Genomic DNA, 24,017 nt, shown 5'->3' with positions numbered 1-24,017 from the left:
ATGCAACTGCCCGTGACATCTTCCCTCCATATTGCCGCCCCGATACCTGCGCTCAGTGCGTCGATGGTGATACTCCTCAACCTGGTGATCGGGCTTGGTCATATTCTTGTAGCCTTCAACACCGGAGCCTATCTGCCCATGATCCCGCATGTGGCCGGGAGTCTGGGCGTCAACCCCGCTTATGCAGACTGGACCCAGGCGAATTTTTTCCTGGCAATGGCACTGGCCTTTCCCACCGCGACATGGTTTCTGAACCGCTGGGGGGAGATGCGTAGCCTGCTCGGCGCCTTCCTCGCCTTTGCCCTGGCTTCCGTCGTATGTGCCCAGACCACTGATTACGACTGGTTTTTAGCCGCACGTGTCGCCCAGGGTTATGCCGGTGGGCTGACCATTCCCATCTCTCTTGGGGTCATCCTGCGTCATTACACCCCACAACGGCGCAATATTGGCCTCAGTCTGTGGAGTATCGCCGCCATTACACCGTTCACCTTAGGGCCGACCATCGGGGGCTGGATCACCGACACCCTGGGTTGGCGTTGGCTTTTTTACCTCAACATTCCCATAGCCATCCTGGTCGCTTTGATCAGTGCAATTCTTCTGGTCGGGCGTGAAGCGGAACATCGCCATCCGCCATTAGACTGGCCGGGTCTGATTTTTCTACTGATCGCCTTAGGGGCGCTGGAGTCCGCACTCAATTCCGGAGAAATCATCAGCTGGTGGCGTTCCAATACCATCCTTTTTCTGACGATTACCAGCATTTTCGCGCTTATTTTATTCGCGTTCTGGGAATGGCACAGCACCCATCCATTGCTGGAACTGCGCTTTCTGCGACGTCGTAATTTCCTGATCGGAGCGATCGGTCTATTTCTCACGGCGCTCTTCTTTCAGGGCACTATGGCCATCTATATTGTGGAGTTCCAGTTAACCATGGGATATTCTGCCTGGATGGTCGGCCTCCTATTATTGCCTATGGCCATTTTCTCAAAACTCAGTGCCACGCTCACCCAATGGTTCTTGAATCACATCGATGCACGCATACTGGGGATGACTGCCTTGCTGGGATTTTCGGCATACAGCTTCTGGATTTCTTCCTACAATCGGACCGCTTCGTTTGATGAATTGCTCTGGCCGCAGATACTCGTGGGCATGTTTCTCGGCGGTTTATTCCCGCCGTTAGTCGCCATAGCGCTTTCCGGGTTGCGCGGAACTGCCGAAATGCGTGGTACTGCCTTTTTAAACCTGCTGCGGGTGTGTGGACAGGCCATGGGCATTCCTATTATGGCCACCTTGTGGGACAGACGCCTGATTTTCCACGAGCATTTTCTCACTGAGAATAATCCGTCTGGAAAGCATTTTATCAGCACATTAATGGGGCATACGATATTGGCCAAGCAGATAATATACCATGCCGCACTGCTGACTTTTAATGAAATATTTTACATCGCCGCGTGGGGATTTCTGATCGTGGCCGGTCTGTTATTGTTGGCCAAACGGGTAGTTTTCGCCGAGCCGGATGTCCGGGTGCGCCGGGCATTGGAAGAATTGGCGGAGCCCTGATGAAACGCAGCATCGCCCTTATCCTATCGCTGTTGCTGCTCGGCGCCTGCGCGCGCCTGCCGCAGCATCTCCCCGGCGACAAAATGGCGCATGATACCCAAATCAGTGGGACACTGGCCCAGTTGGACGGCCACGCCGGGATAACCCCAGGTGCCTGGCCCGCGTCAAACTGGTGGGAATCGGCACAGCTACCGGCCCTGAATAATTTAATCAGCGAGGCGCTGCGCAACAATCCATCGCTACAGGCCGCCAGCGCGCGCATTCTGGAAGCCAAAGCGGCGGCAGCAAACCAGCATGCCACCCTCCTCCCGCACTTTTCCGCAGGGGCGGCGGTGACTCAGGAGCACTTTTCCCGGCAAGGCTTACACGCCCCGTTGAACGGCAAAACCATCACCTATGGTGTTCTCAATCCTCTGGAAATGCGCTATCACCTGGATTTGTGGGGACGTGACAACGATCACTTTCGTGCAGCCCTGGGGGAGGTACGCGTCCATCAGGCAGATTACGCCGAGGCAAAATTATTGCTTTCCACCCGGCTGGCATGGCACTACTTTTTGCTGGCCGGTGATGTACAACGTCTCCGGCAGGTGGCACACGCGGAAGCCCTGCACAGCTCCTTACTCCACCTGGAACAACAGCGCTGGCATGACGGCCTGAGCAGTGCCCGCACCGTTTATCTTCAGGAAGTGGCGCGCGCCAGGGTACGTCAATCAGCAGCCGAAATACAGGCAGCCATTGCTCAACAGCGCTATATATTGGCGGCACTGGCCGGACACGGACCCGATTGGGGGCGAGATATTCCGGTAGAGCCGTTGCCCACGCTATCCACAATCAACATACCCCGGAATTTGCCTCTACGCCTCATTGCCCACCGTCCGGACATAGTCGCTGCGCGCTGGGAAATAGAAGTCGCGGCGCAACAGATGGGGGCGGCACGTGCGGCTTTTTATCCCGATGTGAATATCGCCTTGTTTGCGGGATGGAACAGCATTCATCTGGGTGATTTGTTCAGCCCCGGCAATCTCGCAGATGCCATCGGCCCGGTCATATCCCTACCTATTTTTGAAGGGGGGAGATTACGCGCCCATTTGCGGGAGCAAAACGCATTATATATAGCCGTGAAAGATCATTATCGCGCCACCATCCTCGACGCAGTACGTGAGATTGCTGGTCGTCTGGCCATCTGGCGGCAGACACGTCAAGAAATCCGTGGACAACGGCAAATGATCTTAGCCGCTGAGCATACGACGACGCTGGCGGAATCCACCTTTCATTCGGGAATGACCAATAAAGCAGAAGCCTATATCGCGCAGATTCAGGAAACGGAAATAAAAAATCAACTGCTGGCTTTAGAGACGAAAAATGCGCAATCCTGGGTGTTACTGCATGCCGCGCTAGGCGGCGGATATACCCCGAGGAAAAATCCCGCATGAGCGCGCAGAAGCCAGGGCATTCGAGCCCCCCCATCCAACCGGGGAAACGCACCCGGATGCTGGTCCTCGTTACCCTCATTTTTATACTTGCCGGATTGCTCTGGACCGCGTGGTGGTTTTGGCGGGGGCAATACTGGATAGAAACCAATGATGCCTATGTCTCCGGCAATATTACGCCGGTGAATGACCAGACGGCGGGCACCATCAGTAGGGTACTGGTAGAAAATACCGAATTCGTCCGCGCCGGACAAGTGATGGCCACCCTTCAGGCCAATCATTCCCAGCTTGCACTGCAACAGGCTCGAGCACATCTGGCGGCGACGGTCAGAATGGTACGCAAAGATTTCGCCCAGGTCACCGCGCTGCAACAGACGGTCAGTGCCAAAAACGCCGAACTCCACAAATTAAACGCCGATTTAATCCGCTATAAGCAATCCCTGCCGAGTGGTGCTGTTTCTGCCATCCGTGTTGAAGACACACAAAACGAAATTGCTGCTGCAACAGCACAAGTGGCAGCGGCCCGGGCGGCGTTACAAGGCACGCAAGCCATCACAGCTGGCACCACGCTGCAAACGAATCCCCTCGTGCGTCAGGCTACGGCGCAGTTCGAACAGGCGGATATTCAATGGCAACGCCGTGTTATCCGTGCTCCGGTATCAGGTTATGTCGCACAGCGCGCCGCCTACCCAGGACTCCTGGTGCATCCCGGTCAGCATCTGTTTTCCGTGGTACCCCTCAATGATTTGTGGGTTGTAGCCAATGTCAAAGAAACCGCCATGCGGCATGTCCGCCCCGGACAAAGCGTTCAATTGACCAGTTATTACTATGGCGGCGATGTCCATTATCACGGTATAGTTTTGGGGATGCTACCGGGCGCCGGTAGTGCCTTCAGCATCCTGCCGCCGGAGGATGCCAGTGGAAATTACATCCATATCGTCGAACGTGTACCAGTGCGTATCGCGTTACCTGCTGCGGAACTCGCCCAGCATCCACTGCGGCCCGGACTCTCCATGGTTGCGGAGATTCATTGGACGCCCTCACAAAAGCATTCGGTGCTCAAAGCGCTCACCACCACACCAACTCGAGGATACCAAACTGCTATATACAATGAGGAGTTACGGCATGCCCGGCAACGCGCCACCGCCATCATCCGCGATAACGCGTGGGTCGGCGGTGACGCAAGCAAAGCTTGACCGAAGTCAAGGAATGCACACAGGCAACCGGCTAAACTGCAAAACGTGCGGCGTTTTACTAAAGTAAATCCATAGTTCAACCAGAAGGAGCAACAACAGATGGCTATCAATATCCAACTCATCAAATCCAGCGGCGCAGCAGTTAAGGACTTAGGCGTTCCGGTTGCCGCGCATTTTTATAACTATATGTTCACCCATTACCCTGAGGTGCGGAAAATGTTTCCGGGGGACATGACGGAGCAACGGATACGTCTATTCAATTCTGTCATTCTGATCGCCACCAATATTGACACCATGGAAGTGCTGGTCCCCTATCTGAAGGAACTCGGTACTGGGCATATTAAATACGACACCCGTCCGGAGCATTACGCTATCGTCGGCAAAAGCCTGCTCAACACCCTGAAGCATTTCCTGGGCGCGGCCTGGACGCATGAAATGGCGGAGTCCTGGATTGAGGCTTATAACCTGGCCGCCAGCGTTTGCATTGAGGCGGCCTACGAGGCCATGGCCCCTTCCCGCTTCATCCCGGTAAGCATCGACGACGTACCTGCCGCCGTCTGATTGACACCTTGCCATTGGCGTACCGGTTGCTCAGGTACGCCATTATTTTGAGGTATACCTGTTATGGAATATGAAATCTGTCTGGAACCATCCGGCATCCGCTTCATGGCGGATGCCGGCCAAAATATTGTCGAAGCGGCGAAACAACACGGAATTCCCATTAAACACGGTTGTGCCAGTGGTTCCTGTGGTGATTGCAAAGGCACCATTTTGTCCGGCGACAGCGAACAGGGACCTTTTATGCCACTGCTGCTCTTGCCCACGGAACGCGCCGCTGCCATGGCCATTCTCTGTAAACTGTATCCACGCAGTGACCTGCGTTTGCGTGCCGAAGTCGTTCGGGAAGACACCTGGGGCGCCCAAATCATCCAGCTTACGCCACTCGCCTGGAATGTACTGGAGTTACGGCTACAGCCGGAACGGCCTTATCCCTACCGAACCGGGCAATATGCCCGTATCGCAATACCGGGGCATCCGGATCAGTGGCGTTCTTATTCCATGGCAACGCCACCAGATGCCACCGGAACACTGGTCTTTCATATCCGTGAATTACCCAGCGGTGTATTTAGTCAATGGCTTTTTCACGAGGCACAAAACGGCGACCAATTAACGCTAGGTAGTGCACAAGGCGAATTTTCTCTGCATTCCGATAATGACCGTGATATGCTCTGTATTGCCGCAGGAACCGGTCTGGCCCCCATTGAGGCGATTATTCAGGAAAGTATTGCCTTGGGGCGGACCCGGCCTATCCATCTTTTTTACGGGGCCAGGAAACAGACCGATTTTTATCATCTGGAAGAACTGGCCAGATGGTCACAACAATATCCGCATATCACCATCACCTCGACACTTTCTGATATGCAAGACACCTCCTGGACCGGCGCCCACCGACTCCTGCCCACTGTTGCCGCCAGCGGCCACTGGAAGGATCATGAAGTGTATCTCTGCGGTGGCCCCGGCATGATAGAAGCCGCCATCGACCTGCTGCTCTCCCATGAAGTGCAGCATGACCATATTCACTTCGATGCTTTTGCGCCTAATGGGTAGTGTTCTACGATACCGCGTTTATGATGCGCCGAGCATCTTCAGCACTTCTCCCAAAGGCTGCGCACCTACCGTCTTTAGGGCGCCATCCACCACGATGGCCGGAACGGTCTTAATGCGCAGGTTACTGACTATTTCGCGCCCTTCACGGTCAGCGACATCCAGCACTTCCAGCTCCATGGGCACTTTCTGGGAAGCTTCTTTCCAAACCTTTTCTGCTTGCGGGCAAACAGGACACCACTTTGAAACCAGTATTTGTACTTTCATATTTCACCTTATTAAGGATACCAGTTTAACATTATGCGTATACGCTCAAATAATAGCATAATAGCTCACGCCGCCCAACATTATTTCCCACACAATGGAGAACGTTATGGCCGATATAGACCAGATTATGCAACACGATCATGAACGCCTGGATCAACTATTGGGACAGAGCGCACACGCTGTTTCGATTGGGGCATGGCAGGAGGCTGCCCATTTACTGGAGGTATTTCGCCACGGGATTGTTGATGGTCATATGGTGGTGGAAGAAAGCACGCTTTTCCCAGCCTTCGAGCGTAAAGAGGGTGGTGACGATCATCCGCTGACCGCATTGCTACGTAAGGGCCATCAGGATTTGCGGATATTTTTTGAGGAGATGGCTGAAGCCATCCAGGATCAGGATGCGGAAACCTTCGACGATCTGCTGAGCACTGTGCAAACCATTCTCAAACAACATGATGCCAAGGAAGAGACGGAACTCTATCCCTATCTCGCGGCCGCCTTACCGGATCGTGGTGAAGCAGCGGGCAAACGCATTCTGGCCTATGAAGCGGAGATGCCATCATGAGTGAATATCGCGGTTGTGAATTGCCTGAGGATCTGTTTTACGATCTCGACTATGTATGGCTGCGCCCAGAAGATGACGGCACCCTGACTATCGGGATCACGGATCCCGCCCAAACCATGTCGGGGCGTTTACAAAAGGCCAGAATTAAAAAAATCGGCACCCATCTGGATGCTGGACGGCATGTGGCCACACTGGAAAGTGGTAAATGGGCAGGCGGCGTACCAGTGCCCTTTGCCGGTGAAGTCATCGCCCGCAATGAAGCGCTGCTGGAAGATCCGCACCTGATTAATATTGCTCCCTATAGCGACGCCTGGATCGCCCGGATAAAACCCGATGATCCGCAACATGCATTGGATAATGTCAAAACCGGTCTCGAAGCTATTGAAGCACTGGAAGCCTGGATAAAGCGTTACGATGTGCAGTGTATGCGCTGTTCTGAGTGAATATTAAGGCTAGGCAGGCGGTTATTTTGCAACCCGCCGTGCGCCATCGCAGCCGCCGGAATTTCGTTGAACCAAACACAAACCTTGAGCTATCAGGGCATCCAGGCCATTGTTTGATCATGGCACTTTTATGCGGGGCTGAATTGTTTTCATCTTCTGCGCTCCGCCTGCAAAAGGACGACAGCCTGAATGAACGAGCAGGGACATAAAATGACTCCGGACCGCCCTCTGCACATTGAAATCACGACTTGGCGCGCCTATGAGCGTCCCCTGCCCGCAGGCTACCACGTACTGGCGGAGCGCCTCTGGCCCCGCGGTGTGCGCAAGGCCGACCTCGCGCTGGACGCCTGGCCCAAAGACCTCACTCCCAGCACCGCCCTGCGCCAGTGGTTCGCCCACGATCCTGAACGCTGGGACGAATTCCGCAGCCGCTACCTGGCGGAACTGGCGACGCAAAAAGCAGGCGCGCTGACGCTGCTGGCCGCGGCCGCCGGAACGCCTATTATCCTGCTCTACGCTGCCCACGACCAAGAGCACAACGGCGCACTGGTGCTCCGCGATTTTCTGCAGACTTTGGCGGAACCAACCCCCGACGCGCCCTGAATAGTGGCAGGACATCAGGGTACATCGCCTCAATGCCCTTCGGCCCAGCGCCGTAGAGCAGGCGGGTCGGGGATAATAATCATCCGGCGTTCCACTTCTATGAGTCCGGCCTTACGTATGCGGGTCAACACCCGCGACAAGGTCTCCGGCGCCAGGCCCAAGCGCGCTGCCACCGCCGCTTTCCTGGCAGGGAGTTCGAAGGCCGTGGGGCCATTTAGCATCGGGCACAGTTCCAGCAGATAACTCACCAGCCGCTGCTCCGCCGACTCCACACTCAGATGACGCAGTTCTTTGACCAGAAAATGCAGGCGCATACTGAGGCGCGCCAGCATCTGACGCATCAACAATGGCCGCTGCTCCAGAAGCTCGACGAAGAGATCCAGTGGAATTTTCAGCACGGTGCTCGCAGCATCAGCCTGCGCCGTCACCGGATAGCGGCCGCCGAGAAAAGCCACCGCCTCAGCGAAAAGATCATCAGGCTGGATTATTTCGACAATCTTCTCCTGCCCGGTCGCCGCCGTCGCAATCAGATCAATGCGCCCCGATGCCAGGAAATAGAAGGATTTGGCCAGCGATCCCTCGGCAAAAAGGATATCGCCTGACTCCAGGGTCAGCGGCCGGGACTGCGCCAGTAGTGGCGCGATGACATCCTCTGGCCAGGCAGCAAAGAGCGGAGTTTGCCGCAGGCGGGGAAGCAATGTCTCCTGGTTATTCTCCATGCGCGGCACTTTCTCCAGAATATAGGGCGGGCAAAGAAGATCAGCTTCTCTTGCCGTTTGCTCGGCGTCAACCACCATGGCCAGCGTCAGGAACTATGCAGATGAAATGCCCGCTTGCGGCGCGGCGGAGGTCATCCACGAGACGTGCATACGGTCAGGTAGCTGTATGGGATTTTGCCAGCCGTCATGGCTGGATAAACAACGACCGGAGCAGCGAAACAACGGATGAAACGATTGGCGCATTTATTGCTGTGACTAAAACATTCTGGACAACGACGTCCTCGCTACCTGATTCTAGGCCGCGAGGATTTTTTGTAGGTGCCGCTTATTTTGGAGAATTTATCATGGCGCATGAACACTCTCTCAGCATTGGCTATGTAGCTCTGGTCGATAGCGCAGCGCTGATTGTAGCCCGCGAGGGCGGCTTCTTTGCCGAACAAGGTCTGCAGGTGGACTTACAGCGGGAACCGTCCTGGGCGAGTTTGCGTGACCATCTACTTTTCGGTGATCTGGTGGCAGCGCATGCCCTGGCGCCGCTGCCGCTGGCGGCGACACTGGGCATCGCCTCACCGCGAATACCGGTGATAACGGCATTGACACTGTCCTTGAACGGCAATGCGATCACCGTAAGCACCGCGCTGCACCAGCGTTTGACGGAGATGGGTCTGACGGGCGGTGATCAACCCCTGTTGGCGGCCACCGCTTTGCACCGGGTCATTCAGGCATGCCCTGCCACCAAGCTGTGCTTCGCGGTGGTATCACCGGTATCCAACCATCATTATCAACTGCGCCACTGGCTACAGGCGGCGGGTATTGATCCGGCGACGCAGGTGCAGATCAGCGTAGTGCCACCGCGCTACATGGTGGAGGCGCTGCGCGCTGGCGAGATCGACGGCTACTGTGTTGGTGAGCCCTGGGGAACTCTGGCTGCGGTGGAAGGGGTGGGAATGCCCATCGTCAGCAGTTACGCGCTCTGGAACAACATGATGGAAAAGGTGCTCGCCGTGCGCGAGGACTGGGCTTTGGCGCAGCCTGGAGTACATCAAGCCCTGATTCGCGCGGTTCTGGCGGCAGGACACTGGCTGGATGATCCGCTGCACCGGCTGGAGGCAGCACCTTGGGTGGCGGCGGCCATTGATGTGCCTACTGAAGTCGTCGCACTGGCACTGACCGGCTCGGTGCCGGGCTTGCCGCAGCAGGAGGATTTCCATGTGTTTACGCGCTATTCAGCGAATTTTCCCTGGCATTCCCATGCGCACTGGCTGGTGCGGCAGATGCAGGCAGCAGGTCAATGGCCGGAGGGTGCGGATGCCGCGACACTCATTCCACAGGTGTATCGCAGCGCCGAATACCGGCAGGCGGCACATGCCCTGCAGATTCCCGTGCCGAAAGAGGATTTCGTCGCCTGGGGTGGCGAAGCACAGCCCTGGTTGCTGGCGGATGATCAGGGGGGCACGATCCGCATGGGTGCCAGCCGCATTTTTGACGGGAGCAGCGTGTTGCCGTAAAGCCGCTTGCACCATGATAATGCGAAATTTTGGTGCATCTGCACTAGTATTGCCCATCGCACGCGCTTCCCGGAAGAGTTTCGCGCCCCCGCATTCTTGTGGCTTTTGGGCAGAATATCCTATCAACATGCTGCACGACGGCACGGCGCCAGCACGTTCTACGACACCACACAAATAATGGCACGATAACTGCTTAAAGACCCACAAGCACTGTTCACCGACGGACAGCGTTTTGGAACGAAGGCGTTCCTGGCCCACCAGCCAGGAGCGCCTTTTTTCATGTCCAGCACTCTGCCTTCAAGGAGGCCATGATGAAAGAACTTTTGACGCTGCTGCGCACCGGCAACTGGCGGGCGCTGGTTGCCAGTTTTCTCTATTTCGATACCGGTTTTACGGTCTGGCTGCTCTACGGCCCCCTCGCGCCGTACATGATCAAAACCTTGGGACTCACCCCTGCGGAACAAGGTTTTCTGGTCGCCGTCCCGGTACTGGCGGCAGCGATTCTACGCGTCGCCATGGGCAATCTCTATCAGACCATGGACGGGCGCTGGTTAGCACTGGGCGGCATTGCCCTATCGGCCATTCCGTCGCTTTTCCTGCTTTTTTATCCGTTGGCACCCAGCTTTCCCCTGCTGATTGTCCTCGGGATTCTGCTCGGCGTGGGAGGTGCCAGTTTTGCGGTGGCACTACCGATGGCGGGGAGTAATTATCCCGCCAAGGTACAGGGGACGGTCCTGGGGATCGCGGCGGCCGGTAACATTGGTGCGGTGCTGGATGGCTTTCTGTTTCCGCCGCTGGCCGCCCAGTTTGGCTGGGCGCATGCTACTGCCGCCGCACTGCCCCTGCTGGCACTGGCCGGAGTGACAATGTTCTTCTGGGGTAAGGACAGCGCGCCGAAAAGCGGGCACGTCGGACAGGCGCTGGCGGGTTTTGCAGCAACACTGGCCGGGCTGGCCTTTCTGGCGGTGGCGACACCGCTGGGGTGGCTCGGATTACATGGCAAGGCTGCGCTGCTGATGCTGCCCGTCTTCGGAGTACTGCTCGCGGGTTCGGTGCTGCCGCAGCGTTACCGCCTAGCCCTCAGGGAGCGCGACACCTGGGTCATCATCCTCATCTACAGCATCACTTTCGGCGGTTTCGTGGGCATGTCCGCCTACATCAGTCTGTTGCTCGTATCTTTGTATCACTTGCCGAAAATCGATGCGGGTATGTTGATGGCGCTATTTGCCTTCACCGGCGCCATGTTGCGGCCCCTGGGCGGAATGCTTGCCGACCGGGTTTCCGGGGTCATCGCCCTGCGCTGGTTTCTCGGCGGCATCGCGCTGACGGACGCCGCTTTTGCCCTGTGGACGCCGTCGCTGACCGTGGCCGTGGCCCTGCTGCTCTTCCTTTATGCCTGCTTCGGGCTGGGCAATGGCGCGACCTTTCAACTGGTACCCCTGCGCTGGCCGCTGAAGACCGGAATCATGACGGGTATTATTGGTGCGGCAGGCGGGATCGGTGGCTTCTATCTGCCGGTAATCCTTGGCATTGCCAAGGAAGAAACCGGGACCTATCACCTTGGTTTCGCCTGCTTCGCCCTCCTCGCAACGACGGCGCTGGGACTGGTGCTGGCCATGCGCCGCCACTGGCTACCCTGGGCACGACATGAAGTCACCGCTCCGGACGCCAGCAGCCCCCCCACTTTGCAAAGCGCGGCGATCATAAGCGACTAATCCCCGGCGTCAACGTCCCCGCGGAGGATACTTTTCGAGCGCACAATCTTCGCGCCAGGGAACGCTTGCCCAGACCTCCGCAGGTCCGCACAGAAATATCCTCAAAATACTGGAGAAACCCATGTCGAAATCCTTTTCACATCACCGTCGTCATTGCGCTGCCGCCCTCTTTGCCCTGCTGGCCAGCACCGCTCACGCAGACACTCTGAGCAATGCCATCAGCGGTGGCCAGGTCAACCTCGACTTTCGTCCGCGCTATGAATTCATGTCTCAGGCGAACAAAAACGACGCCCATGCCTTCACGGTGCAAACCCTGCTCGGTCTGGCGAGCAAGCCCGTCGCCGGGATCAGCGCCGATCTGCAGTTCATCAATGTGGCCGGGATCGTCAATCAATACAACAGCCTGAAAAATGGTAAAACAGCCTATTCACTGATTCCCGATCCAGAGGAAACCAACGTCAACCAGGCCTATCTCCAGTATGCGGGCATTTCCGGTCTGCGCCTGCGCGCCGGTCGTCAGGAAATTAATCTGGATGACGAACGCTTTGTTGGTGCGGTGGGTTTCCGGCAGACGCCGCAGAGTTTCGATGCGGTCTCGGTACAGGACGAAGCACTGCCCGATCTGACGCTTTACGGGGCTTATATATGGCGGATCAAAAACATCCTCGACGAAAATGTACCAACACGAACTTTTCTCAGTGAGGCGAGCTGGACGCCATCTCCCTTACTGCATGCTCAAGCCTTCGGCTATGGCTATGGAAATCAGGCGCATAGCGCCATTCCCGGAGCGGCGGCATGTTTTCTGGCGGGTAATGCACAGGTTTGTAACAGCGCTACGCTGGGCGTACGAGTGCAAGGCGCCCTTCCTCTGGGGGACACTCTGCACCTACCCTACGACCTGAGCTATGCCAAACAGTTGCCTTATGACAACGGGAGTGCGGCGGTGAATGCCCAATATTATCACGTCGGTGCCGGTCTGACGCTGGCGGAGCTCTGGCTGCATGCCGACTACATGGTTATGGGGACAAATAGTCAGGGCAGTTACGGCTTTCAAACGCCGCTCGCCACCAAACACGCCTATAATGGCTGGGCAGAAGTTTTTCTGACCACGCCGCCCAAAGGTTTGCGCAGTCTGTACTGTACCCTCGGCGGTAAGTTCATGGACACCCAACTGGCGGCCATTTATTATGATTTCCAGGCCGCCCGCGGGGGAACGCAATATGGGCACGAGCTGGATTTGTCGGCCACCCGCAGCTTTTCCAAACACTGGGGTGCCGGGGTACAGTATGCAGATTACCGGCGCACCAGTTACGGAGTGAATACCGAGGGCGCGTGGATTTTCGTGACGGCGAAATTCTAGCCGCAGCGTCACCCAATTGCACTGTTTTGATGCAATTGCACCAGAGGCCGCACCATAATACGTCAGCGCACAGCAGAGCATTTACCATAACTATCTGTTTTTATTTGCCATGAAATTAGGTATGATTATTGCTTAAAAGTTTACAATACGATCCGCAATGATCGTTATAGTGCAAAACGGCAAAGGCGTCGTCAGCAATCCGGCTGACTACGCCTTTTTTCTATTTCGGGAGCCTTAAAATGATGAACCCCGTAGCTGTACAGCGCCGCAAAGCGCGCCTGGTGGTGGTCGGCAACGGCATGGCGGGTATTCGCGCTGTCGAAGAACTGCTGAAAATGGCGCCAGAACTCTACGAGATTACCGTTTTTGGGGATGAACCCCATCCCAATTACAACAGGATTCTCCTCACCCCGGTGCTCGCCGGGGAGATGGCTTTGGAAGAAACCATTCTCAATCCGCTGGGCTGGTATGCGGAACACGGAATTACTCTGCACACCGGAAGCCGGGTAACGGCCATAGATCGGGTGAAGCGGCAAGTGCTGACCGAAGACGGATGCTCTGCGCCCTACGATCGTCTGTTGTTAGCCACCGGAGCGGCGGCGGCTATTGCACCCATTCCCGGCAACCATCTGCCCGGAGTGCTCAGTTACCGGGATATGTCCGATGTCGAACAACTCACCCGCAGTTGCGAGCTGGGTGGCGAAGCGGTGGTCATCGGTGGTGGCCTGCTGGGACTGGAAGTAGCTCATGGGCTGCGCGCGCGGGGCATGGGAGTGACCGTGGTGCATCGTCGTGCCTGGCCATTGGACAAGCAACTGGATGCCCGTGGCGGTGCCCTGCTGCAGAAGGCCATGGAGGACCGCGGGGTGCGCTTTCTGCTCGGCAAGGAAAGTGCCGAGATACTCGGTGATACCCACGTCACCGGCCTGCGTTTTACCGATGACAGTGAGATTTCGGCGGACGTACTGGTGATGACTATCGGCATCAAACCGCGCATTGCCATCGCCCAGGCTGCAGGTTTGCAATGCGAAACCGGCATTCTGGTCAATGACACCCTGCAAACCTACGACCCGCGCATTTATGCCGTCGGCGAATGTGTGCAGCATCGCGGCCAGACTTACGGGCTGGTAGCGCCGCTGTTTGAACAGGCCAAGGTGGCCGCCAATCATCTCGCCGAGTACGGGCGGATGCGTTATCAGGGCTCGGTCACCAGTACCAAGCTCAAGGTCACGGGAATTGAACTGTTTTCTGCCGGGGACTTTATGGGGGGCGAAGGGTATGAGGAAGTTACCCTGTTGGATGGCAGTCAGGGTATCTACAAGAAAGTTATTTTACAGGACAACAAGGTGGTCGGCGGTTTGCTTTATGGGGATACCAGCATCGGTCCATGGCTGTTTCAGCTCATGCGCGATGGCACGGACATCTCCGCCTTCCGCGACAATATTGTCTTCGGCGAAACCCATCTGGGCGACTCTGGCCATGCCGGTGAAAACCAGGCTTCGCGGCTGGCCGACGGGGCCGAGATCTGCGGCTGTAATGGTGTAGCTAAGGGCAGTATCGTCAGAGCCATCCGCGAGCAAGGCCTGTTTACCCTGGAGGAAGTGCGTAAATGCACCAAGGCCAGTGCCTCTTGCGGTTCCTGCACCGGGTTGGTGGAACAATTACTCGCCAGTACCCTCGGCGGTTTTTATGACAGCAGTCCGAAAAAAAAGGCGCTCTGCGGCTGTACCGATTTCAGCCATCAAGAGATCCGCGATGCCATTATCCAGCAAAAGCTCCTCTCCGTGCGGCAGACGTTCGCCTGCCTTGACTGGCGGCACCCCGGCGGTTGCGCCACCTGTCGACCAGCGGTGAATTACTACGTGCGCACCGCCTGGCCAGCAGAGGGTCTGGACGATGCCCAGTCTCGCTTCATCAACGAGCGCGCCCATGCCAACATCCAGAAAGATGGCACCTATTCAGTCATTCCCCGTATTTACGGCGGAGTGACCAGCCCTGCTGAGCTCAAGCGCATCGCCGAGGTGGCGGAGCGCCATAACGTGCCGATGGTGAAGTTTACTGGCGGGCAGCGCCTCGACCTGCTCGGAGTGAAAAAGGAAGACTTGCCGCAAATCTGGGCGGAACTGGGTATGCCTTCGGGGCACGCCTACGGTAAGGCTCTGCGTACCGTCAAATCTTGTGTGGGCACTGAATTCTGCCGCTTCGGGGTGCAGGACAGCACCCACCTGGCCATCGAACTGGAGAAGGGATTAGAGCGCATGTGGGCACCACACAAGGTAAAGCTCGCTGTCTCCGGCTGTCCGCGCAATTGTTCTGAGAGTACCATCAAGGACTTTGGCATCATCGGCGTTGATTCGGGCTGGGAACTTTACGTGGGCGGCAATGGCGGCATGAAAGTGCGTGCCGCTGAACTCCTTTGCAAAGTCAAAACCCATGCGGAAGTGCTGGAAATGGCCAAGGCCTTTCTGCAAATGTATCGGGAAGATGCCCAATATCTGGAGCGTACTGCGCCCTGGGTGGAACGGGTCGGTCTGGACCACATAAAAGCGGTTGTGGTGGTGGATGTGGCCTCCCGCCAGCAGCTCGCCGCACGCCTGGATTTCGCCCTCTCCCAGGAAAAGGATCCTTGGGCAGAAGCGGTTTCCGGTTGCCTGAATATTCATGCTGCGCCCCTGCGCCGCATCCCTGCTTGAGGTGATCTCCATGGAATGGTTAGCGCTTGGCAGCATAGAAGAAATCCCCGCCCTCGGTGGTCGTTATGTGGACACGCCTCAAGGACAAATCGCCATCCTACGCAATGAAAATGATGAGATTTTCGCGGTCAGCAATCGCTGCCCGCACCGTGGCGGGCCATTGTCTGAAGGCTTCGTTTCTGGAAAAATCGTCTTCTGTCCGCTGCATAACTGGCAGATTGATTTAGAAAAAGGTGAGGCGATGGCGCCAGACCATGGTTGCGTGAAGACTTTTCCGGTGAAAATCGAAGACCAACAGGTCTGGCTGGGATTGGTGGGGGTGACACCATGACCTTGATCCGCCCGCAGAGCGGGCAGTCATTGCGCCGTCTAGAGAGCAAATCGGCTTGCCCCTACTGCGGGACTGGCTGTGGCGTCATCATTGAGCATGATGGCCAGCACATTACCGGCGTGCGTGGCGACCCGGATCACCCTGCCAATTTTGGGCAACTGTGCAGCAAGGGCAGCAACCTGCATTTGACCAGCCGGGGGGATGATCGCGCCCGCGAACCCCTGCAACACCAGCGCGGCAGCGAAAGCTGGTCGCCCCTGCGCTGGCCGGAGGCGCTGATGCAGATGGCGAAGGTCTGGGCGGAGATTATCCATACCCAAGGCCCCCAGGCCGTGGCCTTTTATGTCTCCGGGCAACTATCGACGGAAGACTATTATGTCGCCAACAAACTGGCCAAAGGCTTTATCGGTACCAATCATATCGACACCAACTCGCGGCTCTGCATGGCGTCTGCGGTAACGGGCTACAAATCCAGCCTCGGCATGGACTCTGTGCCTTGCAGTTATGAAGACTTCGACAGCGCTGATTGCCTGTTTATTGTTGGGGCTAATGTCGCCTACGCCCATCCGATACTATTCCGCCGGATCGAAGCAGCGAAGTTACGCCGCCCAGAACTGCAGATTATCGTTGTCGATCCGCGGCGCACGCCGACCGCCGCCATCGCTGATATTTTTCTGCCCATTCAGCCGGGCACCGATGTGGCGCTGTTTCACGGCATGTTGCACATTCTGATCTGGGAAGGGTTCCTGAACAGGGCCTTTATTGAGACCCATACTGAGGGCTGGGAAGAGCTCAAGGCGCGGGTGCAGAACTATACCCCGCAATGGGTAGCGGAAACCTGCGCTATTCCGGTTGCCGACCTGCGTGCGGCGGCAATAGCCTTCGGCCAGGCACCCGCCGCCCTTTCCCTCTGGTGTCAGGGCTTGAATCAATCCAGTCATGGCACCGATAAAAATGTTGCTCTCATCAATCTGCATCTGGCCACCGGACAAATTGGCCGGCCGGGCGCCGGTCCTTTCAGCCTGACCGGACAACCCAATGCCATGGGCGGACGCGAGACCGGTGGTATGCCCGCACTCCTCCCTGGTCATCGCGAAGTAGCCAACCCCGAGCACCGGGCAGAAATCGCCGCACTCTGGGGAGTGGAAAGTCTGCATCCACAGCCCGGCTACACCGCAGTACCCCTATTCCAGGCGCTGGAACGCGGGGAGATTGAGACTGTCTGGATCACCTGCACTAACCCGGTACTGTCCATGCCGGACCAGACACAAGTGCAGCGCGCTCTCGAAAAAGCCCGTCTCGTCGTCTTGCAGGACAGTTTTCTGGGCACCGAAACTGCCGCCTATGCGGATCTCCTGCTCCCCGCTGCCAGTTGGGGTGAACGCGAGGCTTTGGTGACCAACTCTGAACGGCGCATCACCCATCTGCGAACTGCAGTTCCCGCACCTGGCAGCGCCCTGCCCGACTGGATGATCTTCCGCGATTTCGCCTTTATTCTCGGTGACGCCCTGGATACCCTCAACCATCCACTACCAAGCGCAAAAGATGCCTCTTGGGCTGTACGTGCCCAGCGCATGTTCAACTTTGCCGATTCCTCCAGTATTTTTCTGGAATATCGGGAATGCACCCGGGGCCGGGATTTGGACATCACGGGTCTCGACTTCTCCGTATTGGATAATCAGGGACCGCAGCAGTGGCCCTATCCAGAAGGCGCCGTAACCGGGCAAGCGCGCCTGTACGCTGACGGCGTTTTCCCCACACCTAGTGGCCGCGCCCGTTTCCGTGATCCCGAATATCTGGGGGTTGCCGAAGAAATCGACGCACGTTATCCCTTACGCCTGACCACCGGTCGCTTGCGGGATCATTGGCATAGCATGAGCCGCACTGGCAAAGTGGCCGCTCTCTTCGCCAGCGATGAAGAAGCCTTTCTCGAAATACATCCGGACGATGCGCGACGCCTGAACCTCGATAACGAAATGCTGGCCAAAGTCAGCAGCCGGCGTGGCAATAATATCCTCAGGGTGCGGGTTAACGCCGATCTGCAGCCAGGGCTCCTTTTCGCTCCTATGCATTTCGGGCGCCGCTATGCCCCCGCCGCCCTCTGCAATCAACTGACTCTCGCAGCCATTGACCCCATTTCCGGCGAGCCGGAATTCAAACATACGGCTGTACGGGTAGAGCCGGTGTTATTCCCCTGGCAAGGTACGATTCTGCGCTTGCTGGACAAAGACGCGTATTTCCATGCCGCCCAACGGATCGCCCGCCAGTTCCCCTACGCCAGCCTCGGTCGCATGCGCCGGGGCGAGCGCGAGGGCTTCATTCTTCGCATCGCCGGTGAACAGGCTCCGGCGGCCAGTGATATCCAGGCCTGGGATCAGGCCCTGGGCATGGACGGCCTTGACATCCTCGACTATGACGATGGCCGACGGGGCATACGCAAACGCCTCTGCATTCGGCAGGACCAGCTTTATGCTGCGCGTCTCTTCGGGGAAGACGTCACCCGTGACTGGTTGCGCGAACTATTACTCAGCGCCGCCGATGTGCATTCTTACCGGCATGCCCTTTTTGCTCCCAAAGTCCCCACCGACATGGGCACCTGGGTGCGCTCACGGGGAGTGTGTGCCTGCACCGGGGTGGATGAGCGCACTTTGCGGCAACACGTTGCTGCGGGCGCGGTTACTCTTGGCCAGATCGCCCAGGCTTGCGGTGCGGGCGGCGAGTGCGGCTCCTGCAAACCGGAAATCCTCGATATCATCCGCCTTATGCGCCGGGAGGCCTCATGAGCACCCCAACTCTGAATCTGCCCCAGATCGTCGGCCGTGTGGCTCGAGGCCGCGAACATGCTGAAGACTTATCTCTGGAGGAAGCCCAAGCCCTCTTTGCCGCTTGGCTGACGGGCAAACTCCCTGATCTTGGCGCCGGTGCGCTGTGGACGGCCTATCGTATCAAGGGCGAATCCGTGGACGAGTTGCGCGGCTTCGTGCGCGCCACCGAGGCCAGCCTGCAGCCCGTTGTCCTCGACAGTGCTTGTCAGCCGGTCATTTTACCCAGCTACAATGGGACTCGGCGCGCTGCCAATTTGCTGCCTTTGCTGGCATGCATCCTCGCCCGTTGCGGCGTACCAGTATTGCTGCATGGCCTGCATGCCAGCAGCACGGAAAGTGCTATAACGCTGAGCGACCATGACCCTTCCGGGCGGGTCGGCACGGCACGGATTTTTACTGAATTTGGCCTACCCATCGCCCAGGACAATGTGCAGGCGGGTACCCAGTTGCAGCAGCAAGGGCTCAGCTACCTGCCTGTGGAACAGCTCTGCCCAGGCCTCGGGAGAATACTTCGACTCCGTCAGCAACTCGGCGTTCGCTCCAGCGTACATACGGTCGTCAAACTCATTAATCCCTTCCGGATACCTGCGGTACATTGCGCCGGGGTTACTCATCCACCCTATCTGGCGCTTCTGCAAGCTTTTTTTACCGCAACAGGGCGTCGCGCTCTTTGCCTGCGAGGCACCGAAGGCGAACCTTTCGCCAACCCCAAACGCCGCCCCGACCTGCATACCTGCCTAGCCGGAGAATGCACCCTGTGGATGGCTAAAGACGATAAGCCACTGCTCCAGATCCCGGTCTTGCCTGATGATCAGGGCGTTAATGCTACCTGCCGATTCATGGAACAGGTGCTTGCCGGACACGTTCCCTTACCCCCGGCGCTAGCCGATCAGGCAATTTGCTTGCTTTGCCTCAGTGGCCGCTGCGCCGATGTGGACAGCGCCCGCGCCCACCTTTTTCAAACCCTTTCCCGCGATGCGGTATAACCGGAGAAGCCCCCATGCACCAACCCTCCCTCCCTCCGGTCTCCATTGTCGGCGCCGGCCCCGGCGACCCCGAACTGCTCACCCTCAAAGCGGCGCGGCGTATTGCCGAGGCCGAGATCATTTTCTATGACGCTCTCGCCAACCCGCGTATCCTCGACATGGCGGCGGATCATTGCCGCAAGGTCGAAGTGGGTAAGCGCGGTGGCCAAAGCTCGACGCCACAGCTGCTCATTCACGAGCAGCTCATCCGCGCCGCGCAGCAGGGGTTGAGGATTGTACGCTTGAAGGGCGGTGACCCCTTCCTCTTCGGTCGCGGCGGCGAAGAATGCCTGGCCCTGCGCGCTGCCAACATCGACTACGAAATCATTCCCGGCATCACCAGTGGCATGGCGGCGGCAGCTTACGCCGGAGTGCCCCTCACTCACCGCCATCGCAGCCAGTCCGTACTCTTCCTCACCGGCCATGAAGCGCGTGGTGGCCAGGCTCCAGACTGGTCGCGCTACGCCCAGGCGGCTGATACTCTGGTGATCTATATGGGCATCGAACGGGCGGCTGGCATCTGTACAGCTCTTATGGCAGGCGGTCTTGCGGCGGGAACCCCGTGTCTTGCCGTACAATGGGCCACCTTAGAGCAAAAACAAGTGCAGGCCCCCTTGGCACGACTGAGCACGGAAATTGTCCGTGCCGGACTCGGTAGCCCGGCCATACTGATTATCGGCGCGGTCGTGGAGCTTGCCGAACTCTGCGCCTGGCTACCGAAAACAGAAGATGCTGCGCGCCACTTAATGCAACAACCTTAAGGAGTTTTCGTGTCTCAAGTGCAGTTCCTGCTGGCCCACGGTTCACGCGATCCGCAATGGCGACGGCCCTTCGAGGTTATTGCCATGCGCCTGCAAGCCAGCCAACCGCAGCGAAAAATCATACTCTGCTATCTGGAAATATGGACGCCCAGCCTCGCTGAGGCGATGCGCAAGGCCTACGCTTCCGGTTTGCGCCAGTACCGGGTTTCTCCCATTTTCTGGAGCAGCGGCAGGCATCTGCAGGAGGATTTACCCGCGCTTATCACCCAACTTCAGGGTGAATTATCTGGCTGCGAAATCACCATCGATAGCCCTCTCGGCGAATCAGAGATCATCGTCCGCGCTGCACTGCAAGCCCTGCAATGAGCCTATGCACCGCATCGTCCTGATCGACAACAATACTGAGCGCGCAGAAATTCTTCGTGACGCCCTCCATCTAGAAGGCCATCAGGTCGCTGACATTTTTGCTTGGACCGAACTCTCGTGGCAGCGTTTGGAAAAACTGCAACCCGACGTCATCATCGCCGAAGCCGGCACACCGGAGCGCGATGTCCTCGAACACATTGTCTTTCTCAGCGAAACCTTAGAACTTCCGGTTGTCGTTCTCGGCGCTCCCGAAGATGAAGATACCATGCGTCGCGCCATCCGTGCAGGGGTCGCTGCCTACGTCGCCCACGGCATCTCCGCCCGCGATATCGCCCCTATTATCAAGGTCGCCGCCTTGCGCTATGCCGATTACCGTCTACTACGCAAAGAACTCAAAGACACCCAGAACGCCCTCTCCGAACGCAAGCTGGTGGAAAAAGCCAAAGGTATTCTCATGCGTGATCTGCAGATTGACGAAGCCGAAGCCTACCGCCGCCTGCGCCGCCTGGCGATGGATAAAGGCAAAAAATTGGCGGAGATCGCCGAGATGGTGATTACCATCAGCTCGTAACCACGCTCCAACAGATCAGCACTCCGTTCCCTAGCTGTCCACGGAAAAAATAGTATCATCTTAACAACTTCGTAACCTATTGATTTAATGTTCACCGCATTTACAGGAAAATTAATGTTTCATCCTGGATCGTTAGTGCGCAATTTGCCTAACGGCTTTCCCCGGCAAAAAAGTATCATCCTAACGCTTCGCGGATTCTCTGCCTCCTGATGATCTTTCCACGTCCACCATTTTCTGAAAGTCTCAGTCTGCTTGAGTTCAATCGTCACATGGTCGTCGTTGTCTTGGTTCATGCACTAACTGTGGTTTATAGACTACTGCGCGTCAAGCATCGTCTAGCGCCGAGACAAAACAATTTGGCAGTGCCCGATAGATGTCCACTCAATATCAGGAGCACTACCCATGAAGAAAACCATCCCCCTGGCCATCATCCCCGCCTTGGCCTGGCTGGCTGCGCGACAACCCCGTTGAGTTATCAACGCTATGCATCCACCGAAAACCTGCAGGCCTGTAAAACAGCGTCTGCGTGTGTCAAGTTTTGACCAGAAATCAGCGTCAAGTTTGTTCACCTTAGATCAGATCAAGAATTCAATGTTTATGTTTTAGACCATAGAGGTACGAAGCGTTATATCGCTCCGTTAGGTGGCAAATGTTTGGTGCTGACGCATGGTCAATGGCTGATGCTGATTGACACTGCTGGTGGAAATCCGCTGCAAACAGGTCGGTTTTGATTGCGCTCTTTCGTGGCGTCATCCGGCATACCCCATAATATTCAACTGGTTATATTTTATCATATGCAGCTGAAATGGGGATGTTTTTCGAGGCTCCCAATCGTAATATTGTGATCATTACTGATTGTTTCTACAGGCGACCCCGTCATCACCGCCAGAATTTCTTCACATAAGCTCCATTCCACATGCACGAGGCAGCACGTTAAAGCAGGCTGCGGACTGCTCCAAAGAACAGAGTTGCGCGTCTGATCATATATATGTAATATACATATATAGTTAATAGGAGGTACTACTATGAATACTCAGAGCATTGGCCAGAACCTTCTGGATACCGCTGACAGATTGAGAGATCGAGAACTGCTTTTTCATGGTAATCATGCCAACCTTTCTGTCCGATCCGGAGAGCGTATGCTCATGACCCGCGGTGGCGATGTGGCACAGTTACGGGCGGATGATCTGGATTGGGTAGGTCTGGACGGCTCAGGTCAGGAAGCCTTCCAGCCCACATTTCGGGAAGTTATTGAGATGCATGCCAAAGTCTATAGCCAGCGCAGGGATTTTGGCGGCATTATTCACTGCCATCCGGCCCACCTTACGGCCTTCGCCATTGCACAACAGCCCTTGCCGGCGGTGTATGAGCCATTATTGCGTCTCGGAATCCATGAGGAAGTGCCGGTAGTGGCCTGGGCACCACGCGGTTCGCAAGAGTCCGTTGAAGGTATCCTCCGAGCGTTCGTGAACCCAGCGATCAGCGCAGTATTGCTGTCCAACCATGGGGTCCTGGTGGCAGGAGCCGATCTCGGTGAAGCATTGGCTCGACTCACGGCCTTGGAAGAAGCAGCGGAACTGGTGCTCCATGCTCGGGCTCTGGGTGGCGCGAAACCTTTGCCAAAAGCTGCCTACGAGGAGGTGGTGGGGCGCCAACACCAATTCCAGATGACGTCATGAGTAATGACCGTGTTCGGCCAGGTCGACATCTCGCCGCGTTCTCCCTGCTGTTGCTTTGGGAAATGCCAGACCATGGTCTTCATCTCCACCGGCGGATCAATGGCGTCCTCCCTGACGGACTACAAGTGGATATAGGGAATCTCTATCGTGCGCTTCGTGACTTAGAGGTCCGGGGGAGTGTCCAGTCTGTCTGGGATACCGAAGGCAGCGGTTCTGCACGACGGATTTATCGTATTACTGCCGATGGGCACGATGAATTGCGAGGCTGGAGCGAAGACATCAGCAAGCGGCGTAGCGCCTTCGACTGGTTTTTGGAGCACTGGCAGGCACTGGCGGAGTCGGATGGCAACGTAGAGGCGCGATTCCATGGATGAGAAAACTATCCGTTCACGGTATGTCGAACTTTTTGGGGTGGTGCCTGACAGCTGGCGCTTACGACAGGATATCGCCCGCCAAGCAGGACGGGAAACTGCCCTAGATGCCATAGAAAACCTGAGAGAAACGCTTATTCACGGGAATCCGCTCGACCGAAAAGTGCAACAGCTGGTCCATTTCGGCATGCTCCTCGTACGTAGCGAAGCGGCAGCAGCGGAGCTTCATGCCCGCGCAGCCCTTGTCGCGGGCGCCACGGTCGCCGAACTGCATGGCGTCTTGGAGACTGCGGCGATCGTGGCTGGCATGCCTGCTTTCAGCTTGGGTGTTCAGGCCGTGACCCGCGCCTTGGCAATACCGGCCAAATCTTTGGACACGGAGAAAAATAATGGCCTTACCGGCTAGTTTTGATTTCCAAATCCTAAA

General features: G+C 56.9%; 23 protein-coding genes. 21 read left to right on the top strand and 2 right to left on the bottom strand.

Translation table 11 applies throughout. The features are described 5' to 3' along the window. The 5 genes from H2515_RS06115 (at nt 1) to H2515_RS06095 (ending at nt 5,791) form a co-directional block, all read left to right on the top strand. Complete coding sequence (locus tag H2515_RS06115) at nt 1–1,557, top strand: DHA2 family efflux MFS transporter permease subunit (protein WP_198661189.1); 1,557 nt, start codon at nt 1–3, stop codon at nt 1,555–1,557. Beyond that, nucleotides 1,557–2,990 (top strand): efflux transporter outer membrane subunit, encoded by a 1,434-nt coding sequence (locus H2515_RS06110; RefSeq protein WP_198661188.1) that lies wholly within the window; start codon nt 1,557–1,559, stop codon nt 2,988–2,990. The genes H2515_RS06115 and H2515_RS06110 overlap by 1 nt, the downstream gene beginning before the upstream one ends. Further along, nucleotides 2,987–4,183: an efflux RND transporter periplasmic adaptor subunit gene (locus tag H2515_RS06105; RefSeq protein WP_198661187.1), complete on the top strand. Its 1,197-nt coding sequence runs from the start codon at nt 2,987–2,989 to the stop codon at nt 4,181–4,183. The genes H2515_RS06110 and H2515_RS06105 overlap by 4 nt, the downstream gene beginning before the upstream one ends. Before the next feature lie 99 nt (nt 4,184–4,282). Beyond that, nucleotides 4,283–4,744, top strand: coding sequence for a globin domain-containing protein (locus H2515_RS06100; protein WP_065413889.1), 462 nt, complete (start codon nt 4,283–4,285; stop codon nt 4,742–4,744). Between the two features lie 63 nt (nt 4,745–4,807). Further along, on the top strand, nt 4,808–5,791 hold the full coding sequence (locus H2515_RS06095) for a 2Fe-2S iron-sulfur cluster-binding protein (protein WP_198661186.1): 984 nt from the start codon (nt 4,808–4,810) through the stop codon (nt 5,789–5,791). Between the two features lie 18 nt (nt 5,792–5,809). On the opposite strand, the gene H2515_RS06090 is transcribed toward H2515_RS06095, so the two are convergent. Then, nucleotides 5,810–6,055, bottom strand: a complete 246-nt coding sequence (locus tag H2515_RS06090; RefSeq protein WP_014029440.1) for a thioredoxin family protein — start codon at nt 6,053–6,055, stop codon at nt 5,810–5,812. Nucleotides 6,056–6,161: 106 nt separating this feature from the next. Here H2515_RS06090 and H2515_RS06085 point away from each other — a divergent pair, with 106 nt between their 5' ends. The 3 genes from H2515_RS06085 to H2515_RS06075 all read left to right on the top strand — a co-directional run bounded on the left by H2515_RS06085 (nt 6,162) and on the right by H2515_RS06075 (nt 7,666). Beyond that, entirely contained in the window at nt 6,162–6,620 is a 459-nt protein-coding gene (locus H2515_RS06085) for a hemerythrin domain-containing protein (RefSeq protein ID WP_014029441.1), read from the top strand. After that, nucleotides 6,617–7,063, top strand: a complete 447-nt coding sequence (locus H2515_RS06080; protein ID WP_198661185.1) for a glycine cleavage system protein H — start codon at nt 6,617–6,619, stop codon at nt 7,061–7,063. The genes H2515_RS06085 and H2515_RS06080 overlap by 4 nt, the downstream gene beginning before the upstream one ends. Before the next feature lie 210 nt (nt 7,064–7,273). Then, the gene (locus H2515_RS06075; protein WP_232821580.1) at nt 7,274–7,666 is read left to right on the top strand and encodes a DUF488 domain-containing protein; all 393 of its coding nucleotides are present in this window, start codon (nt 7,274–7,276) and stop codon (nt 7,664–7,666) included. 29 nt (nt 7,667–7,695) lie between these two features. Here H2515_RS06075 and H2515_RS06070 read toward each other — a convergent pair whose 3' ends face one another. Next, a complete protein-coding gene (locus H2515_RS06070) occupies nt 7,696–8,463 on the bottom strand; it encodes a Crp/Fnr family transcriptional regulator (protein WP_231550975.1) in 768 nt (255 codons plus the stop codon). Between the two features lie 266 nt (nt 8,464–8,729). Between H2515_RS06070 and H2515_RS06065 the strand changes: the two genes are divergently transcribed. From H2515_RS06065 to H2515_RS06005, 13 genes are all read left to right on the top strand, one after another. Continuing rightward, nucleotides 8,730–9,893 carry a CmpA/NrtA family ABC transporter substrate-binding protein gene (locus H2515_RS06065; protein WP_035190277.1) on the top strand — a complete coding sequence of 388 codons (1,164 nt, stop codon included), beginning with the start codon at nt 8,730–8,732 and terminating at the stop codon, nt 9,891–9,893. A 308-nt stretch (nt 9,894–10,201) separates the two neighbouring features. Next, the gene (locus tag H2515_RS06060; protein WP_232821579.1) at nt 10,202–11,608 is read left to right on the top strand and encodes an MFS transporter; all 1,407 of its coding nucleotides are present in this window, start codon (nt 10,202–10,204) and stop codon (nt 11,606–11,608) included. A gap of 121 nt (nt 11,609–11,729) precedes the next feature. Next, the gene (locus H2515_RS06055; RefSeq protein WP_198661183.1) at nt 11,730–12,968 is read left to right on the top strand and encodes an alginate export family protein; all 1,239 of its coding nucleotides are present in this window, start codon (nt 11,730–11,732) and stop codon (nt 12,966–12,968) included. Nucleotides 12,969–13,207: 239 nt separating this feature from the next. After that, nucleotides 13,208–15,661: a nitrite reductase large subunit NirB gene (nirB, locus tag H2515_RS06050; RefSeq protein WP_198661182.1), complete on the top strand. Its 2,454-nt coding sequence runs from the start codon at nt 13,208–13,210 to the stop codon at nt 15,659–15,661. 10 nt (nt 15,662–15,671) lie between these two features. Beyond that, nucleotides 15,672–15,992, top strand: coding sequence for a nitrite reductase small subunit NirD (gene nirD, locus H2515_RS06045; RefSeq protein ID WP_035190534.1), 321 nt, complete (start codon nt 15,672–15,674; stop codon nt 15,990–15,992). Beyond that, nucleotides 15,989–18,775 (top strand): nitrate reductase, encoded by a 2,787-nt coding sequence (locus H2515_RS06040; protein WP_198661181.1) that lies wholly within the window; start codon nt 15,989–15,991, stop codon nt 18,773–18,775. Before nirD ends, H2515_RS06040 begins: the two co-directional genes overlap by 4 nt. Further along, nucleotides 18,772–19,803, top strand: coding sequence for a DNA-binding protein YbiB (gene ybiB / locus H2515_RS06035; protein ID WP_198661180.1), 1,032 nt, complete (start codon nt 18,772–18,774; stop codon nt 19,801–19,803). Before H2515_RS06040 ends, ybiB begins: the two co-directional genes overlap by 4 nt. A gap of 14 nt (nt 19,804–19,817) precedes the next feature. Beyond that, the gene (gene cobA / locus H2515_RS06030; protein WP_198661179.1) at nt 19,818–20,603 is read left to right on the top strand and encodes a uroporphyrinogen-III C-methyltransferase; all 786 of its coding nucleotides are present in this window, start codon (nt 19,818–19,820) and stop codon (nt 20,601–20,603) included. Nucleotides 20,604–20,612: 9 nt separating this feature from the next. Further along, nucleotides 20,613–20,969 (top strand): sirohydrochlorin chelatase, encoded by a 357-nt coding sequence (locus tag H2515_RS06025; protein WP_035190266.1) that lies wholly within the window; start codon nt 20,613–20,615, stop codon nt 20,967–20,969. Nucleotides 20,970–20,973: 4 nt separating this feature from the next. Beyond that, nucleotides 20,974–21,540 carry an ANTAR domain-containing response regulator gene (locus H2515_RS06020; protein ID WP_014029454.1) on the top strand — a complete coding sequence of 189 codons (567 nt, stop codon included), beginning with the start codon at nt 20,974–20,976 and terminating at the stop codon, nt 21,538–21,540. A 1,025-nt stretch (nt 21,541–22,565) separates the two neighbouring features. Continuing rightward, nucleotides 22,566–23,219, top strand: a complete 654-nt coding sequence (locus H2515_RS06015; RefSeq protein WP_198661178.1) for a class II aldolase/adducin family protein — start codon at nt 22,566–22,568, stop codon at nt 23,217–23,219. Then, entirely contained in the window at nt 23,216–23,593 is a 378-nt protein-coding gene (locus tag H2515_RS06010; protein ID WP_051984642.1) for a PadR family transcriptional regulator, read from the top strand. The genes H2515_RS06015 and H2515_RS06010 overlap by 4 nt, the downstream gene beginning before the upstream one ends. Then, nucleotides 23,586–23,996 (top strand): carboxymuconolactone decarboxylase family protein, encoded by a 411-nt coding sequence (locus H2515_RS06005; protein ID WP_051984641.1) that lies wholly within the window; start codon nt 23,586–23,588, stop codon nt 23,994–23,996. Before H2515_RS06010 ends, H2515_RS06005 begins: the two co-directional genes overlap by 8 nt. Nucleotides 23,997–24,017: the final 21 nt, after the last annotated feature.

The sequence above is a fragment of the Acidithiobacillus ferrivorans genome (genome assembly GCF_016250455.1).
Taxonomy (GTDB): domain Bacteria; phylum Pseudomonadota; class Gammaproteobacteria; order Acidithiobacillales; family Acidithiobacillaceae; genus Acidithiobacillus; species Acidithiobacillus ferrivorans.
Note: the sequence above shows the minus strand (reverse complement) of the source record. Positions and strands in the feature narration are given on the sequence as shown.

Coding starts and splice junctions, on each gene's coding strand:
- H2515_RS06080 (WP_198661185.1), top strand. CDS start 6,617: ATGAGTGAATATCGCGGTTGTGAATTGCCTGAGGATCTGTTTTACGAT.
- nirD (WP_035190534.1), top strand. CDS start 15,672: ATGGAATGGTTAGCGCTTGGCAGCATAGAAGAAATCCCCGCCCTCGGT.
- H2515_RS06065 (WP_035190277.1), top strand. CDS start 8,730: ATGGCGCATGAACACTCTCTCAGCATTGGCTATGTAGCTCTGGTCGAT.
- H2515_RS06115 (WP_198661189.1), top strand. CDS start 1: ATGCAACTGCCCGTGACATCTTCCCTCCATATTGCCGCCCCGATACCT.
- H2515_RS06055 (WP_198661183.1), top strand. CDS start 11,730: ATGTCGAAATCCTTTTCACATCACCGTCGTCATTGCGCTGCCGCCCTC.
- H2515_RS06075 (WP_232821580.1), top strand. CDS start 7,274: ATGACTCCGGACCGCCCTCTGCACATTGAAATCACGACTTGGCGCGCC.
- H2515_RS06020 (WP_014029454.1), top strand. CDS start 20,974: ATGCACCGCATCGTCCTGATCGACAACAATACTGAGCGCGCAGAAATT.
- H2515_RS06015 (WP_198661178.1), top strand. CDS start 22,566: ATGAATACTCAGAGCATTGGCCAGAACCTTCTGGATACCGCTGACAGA.
- H2515_RS06085 (WP_014029441.1), top strand. CDS start 6,162: ATGGCCGATATAGACCAGATTATGCAACACGATCATGAACGCCTGGAT.
- H2515_RS06005 (WP_051984641.1), top strand. CDS start 23,586: ATGGATGAGAAAACTATCCGTTCACGGTATGTCGAACTTTTTGGGGTG.
- ybiB (WP_198661180.1), top strand. CDS start 18,772: ATGAGCACCCCAACTCTGAATCTGCCCCAGATCGTCGGCCGTGTGGCT.
- cobA (WP_198661179.1), top strand. CDS start 19,818: ATGCACCAACCCTCCCTCCCTCCGGTCTCCATTGTCGGCGCCGGCCCC.
- nirB (WP_198661182.1), top strand. CDS start 13,208: ATGATGAACCCCGTAGCTGTACAGCGCCGCAAAGCGCGCCTGGTGGTG.
- H2515_RS06010 (WP_051984642.1), top strand. CDS start 23,216: ATGAGTAATGACCGTGTTCGGCCAGGTCGACATCTCGCCGCGTTCTCC.
- H2515_RS06070 (WP_231550975.1), bottom strand. CDS start 8,463: ATGGTGGTTGACGCCGAGCAAACGGCAAGAGAAGCTGATCTTCTTTGC.
- H2515_RS06060 (WP_232821579.1), top strand. CDS start 10,202: ATGATGAAAGAACTTTTGACGCTGCTGCGCACCGGCAACTGGCGGGCG.
- H2515_RS06040 (WP_198661181.1), top strand. CDS start 15,989: ATGACCTTGATCCGCCCGCAGAGCGGGCAGTCATTGCGCCGTCTAGAG.
- H2515_RS06090 (WP_014029440.1), bottom strand. CDS start 6,055: ATGAAAGTACAAATACTGGTTTCAAAGTGGTGTCCTGTTTGCCCGCAA.
- H2515_RS06095 (WP_198661186.1), top strand. CDS start 4,808: ATGGAATATGAAATCTGTCTGGAACCATCCGGCATCCGCTTCATGGCG.
- H2515_RS06105 (WP_198661187.1), top strand. CDS start 2,987: ATGAGCGCGCAGAAGCCAGGGCATTCGAGCCCCCCCATCCAACCGGGG.
- H2515_RS06100 (WP_065413889.1), top strand. CDS start 4,283: ATGGCTATCAATATCCAACTCATCAAATCCAGCGGCGCAGCAGTTAAG.
- H2515_RS06110 (WP_198661188.1), top strand. CDS start 1,557: ATGAAACGCAGCATCGCCCTTATCCTATCGCTGTTGCTGCTCGGCGCC.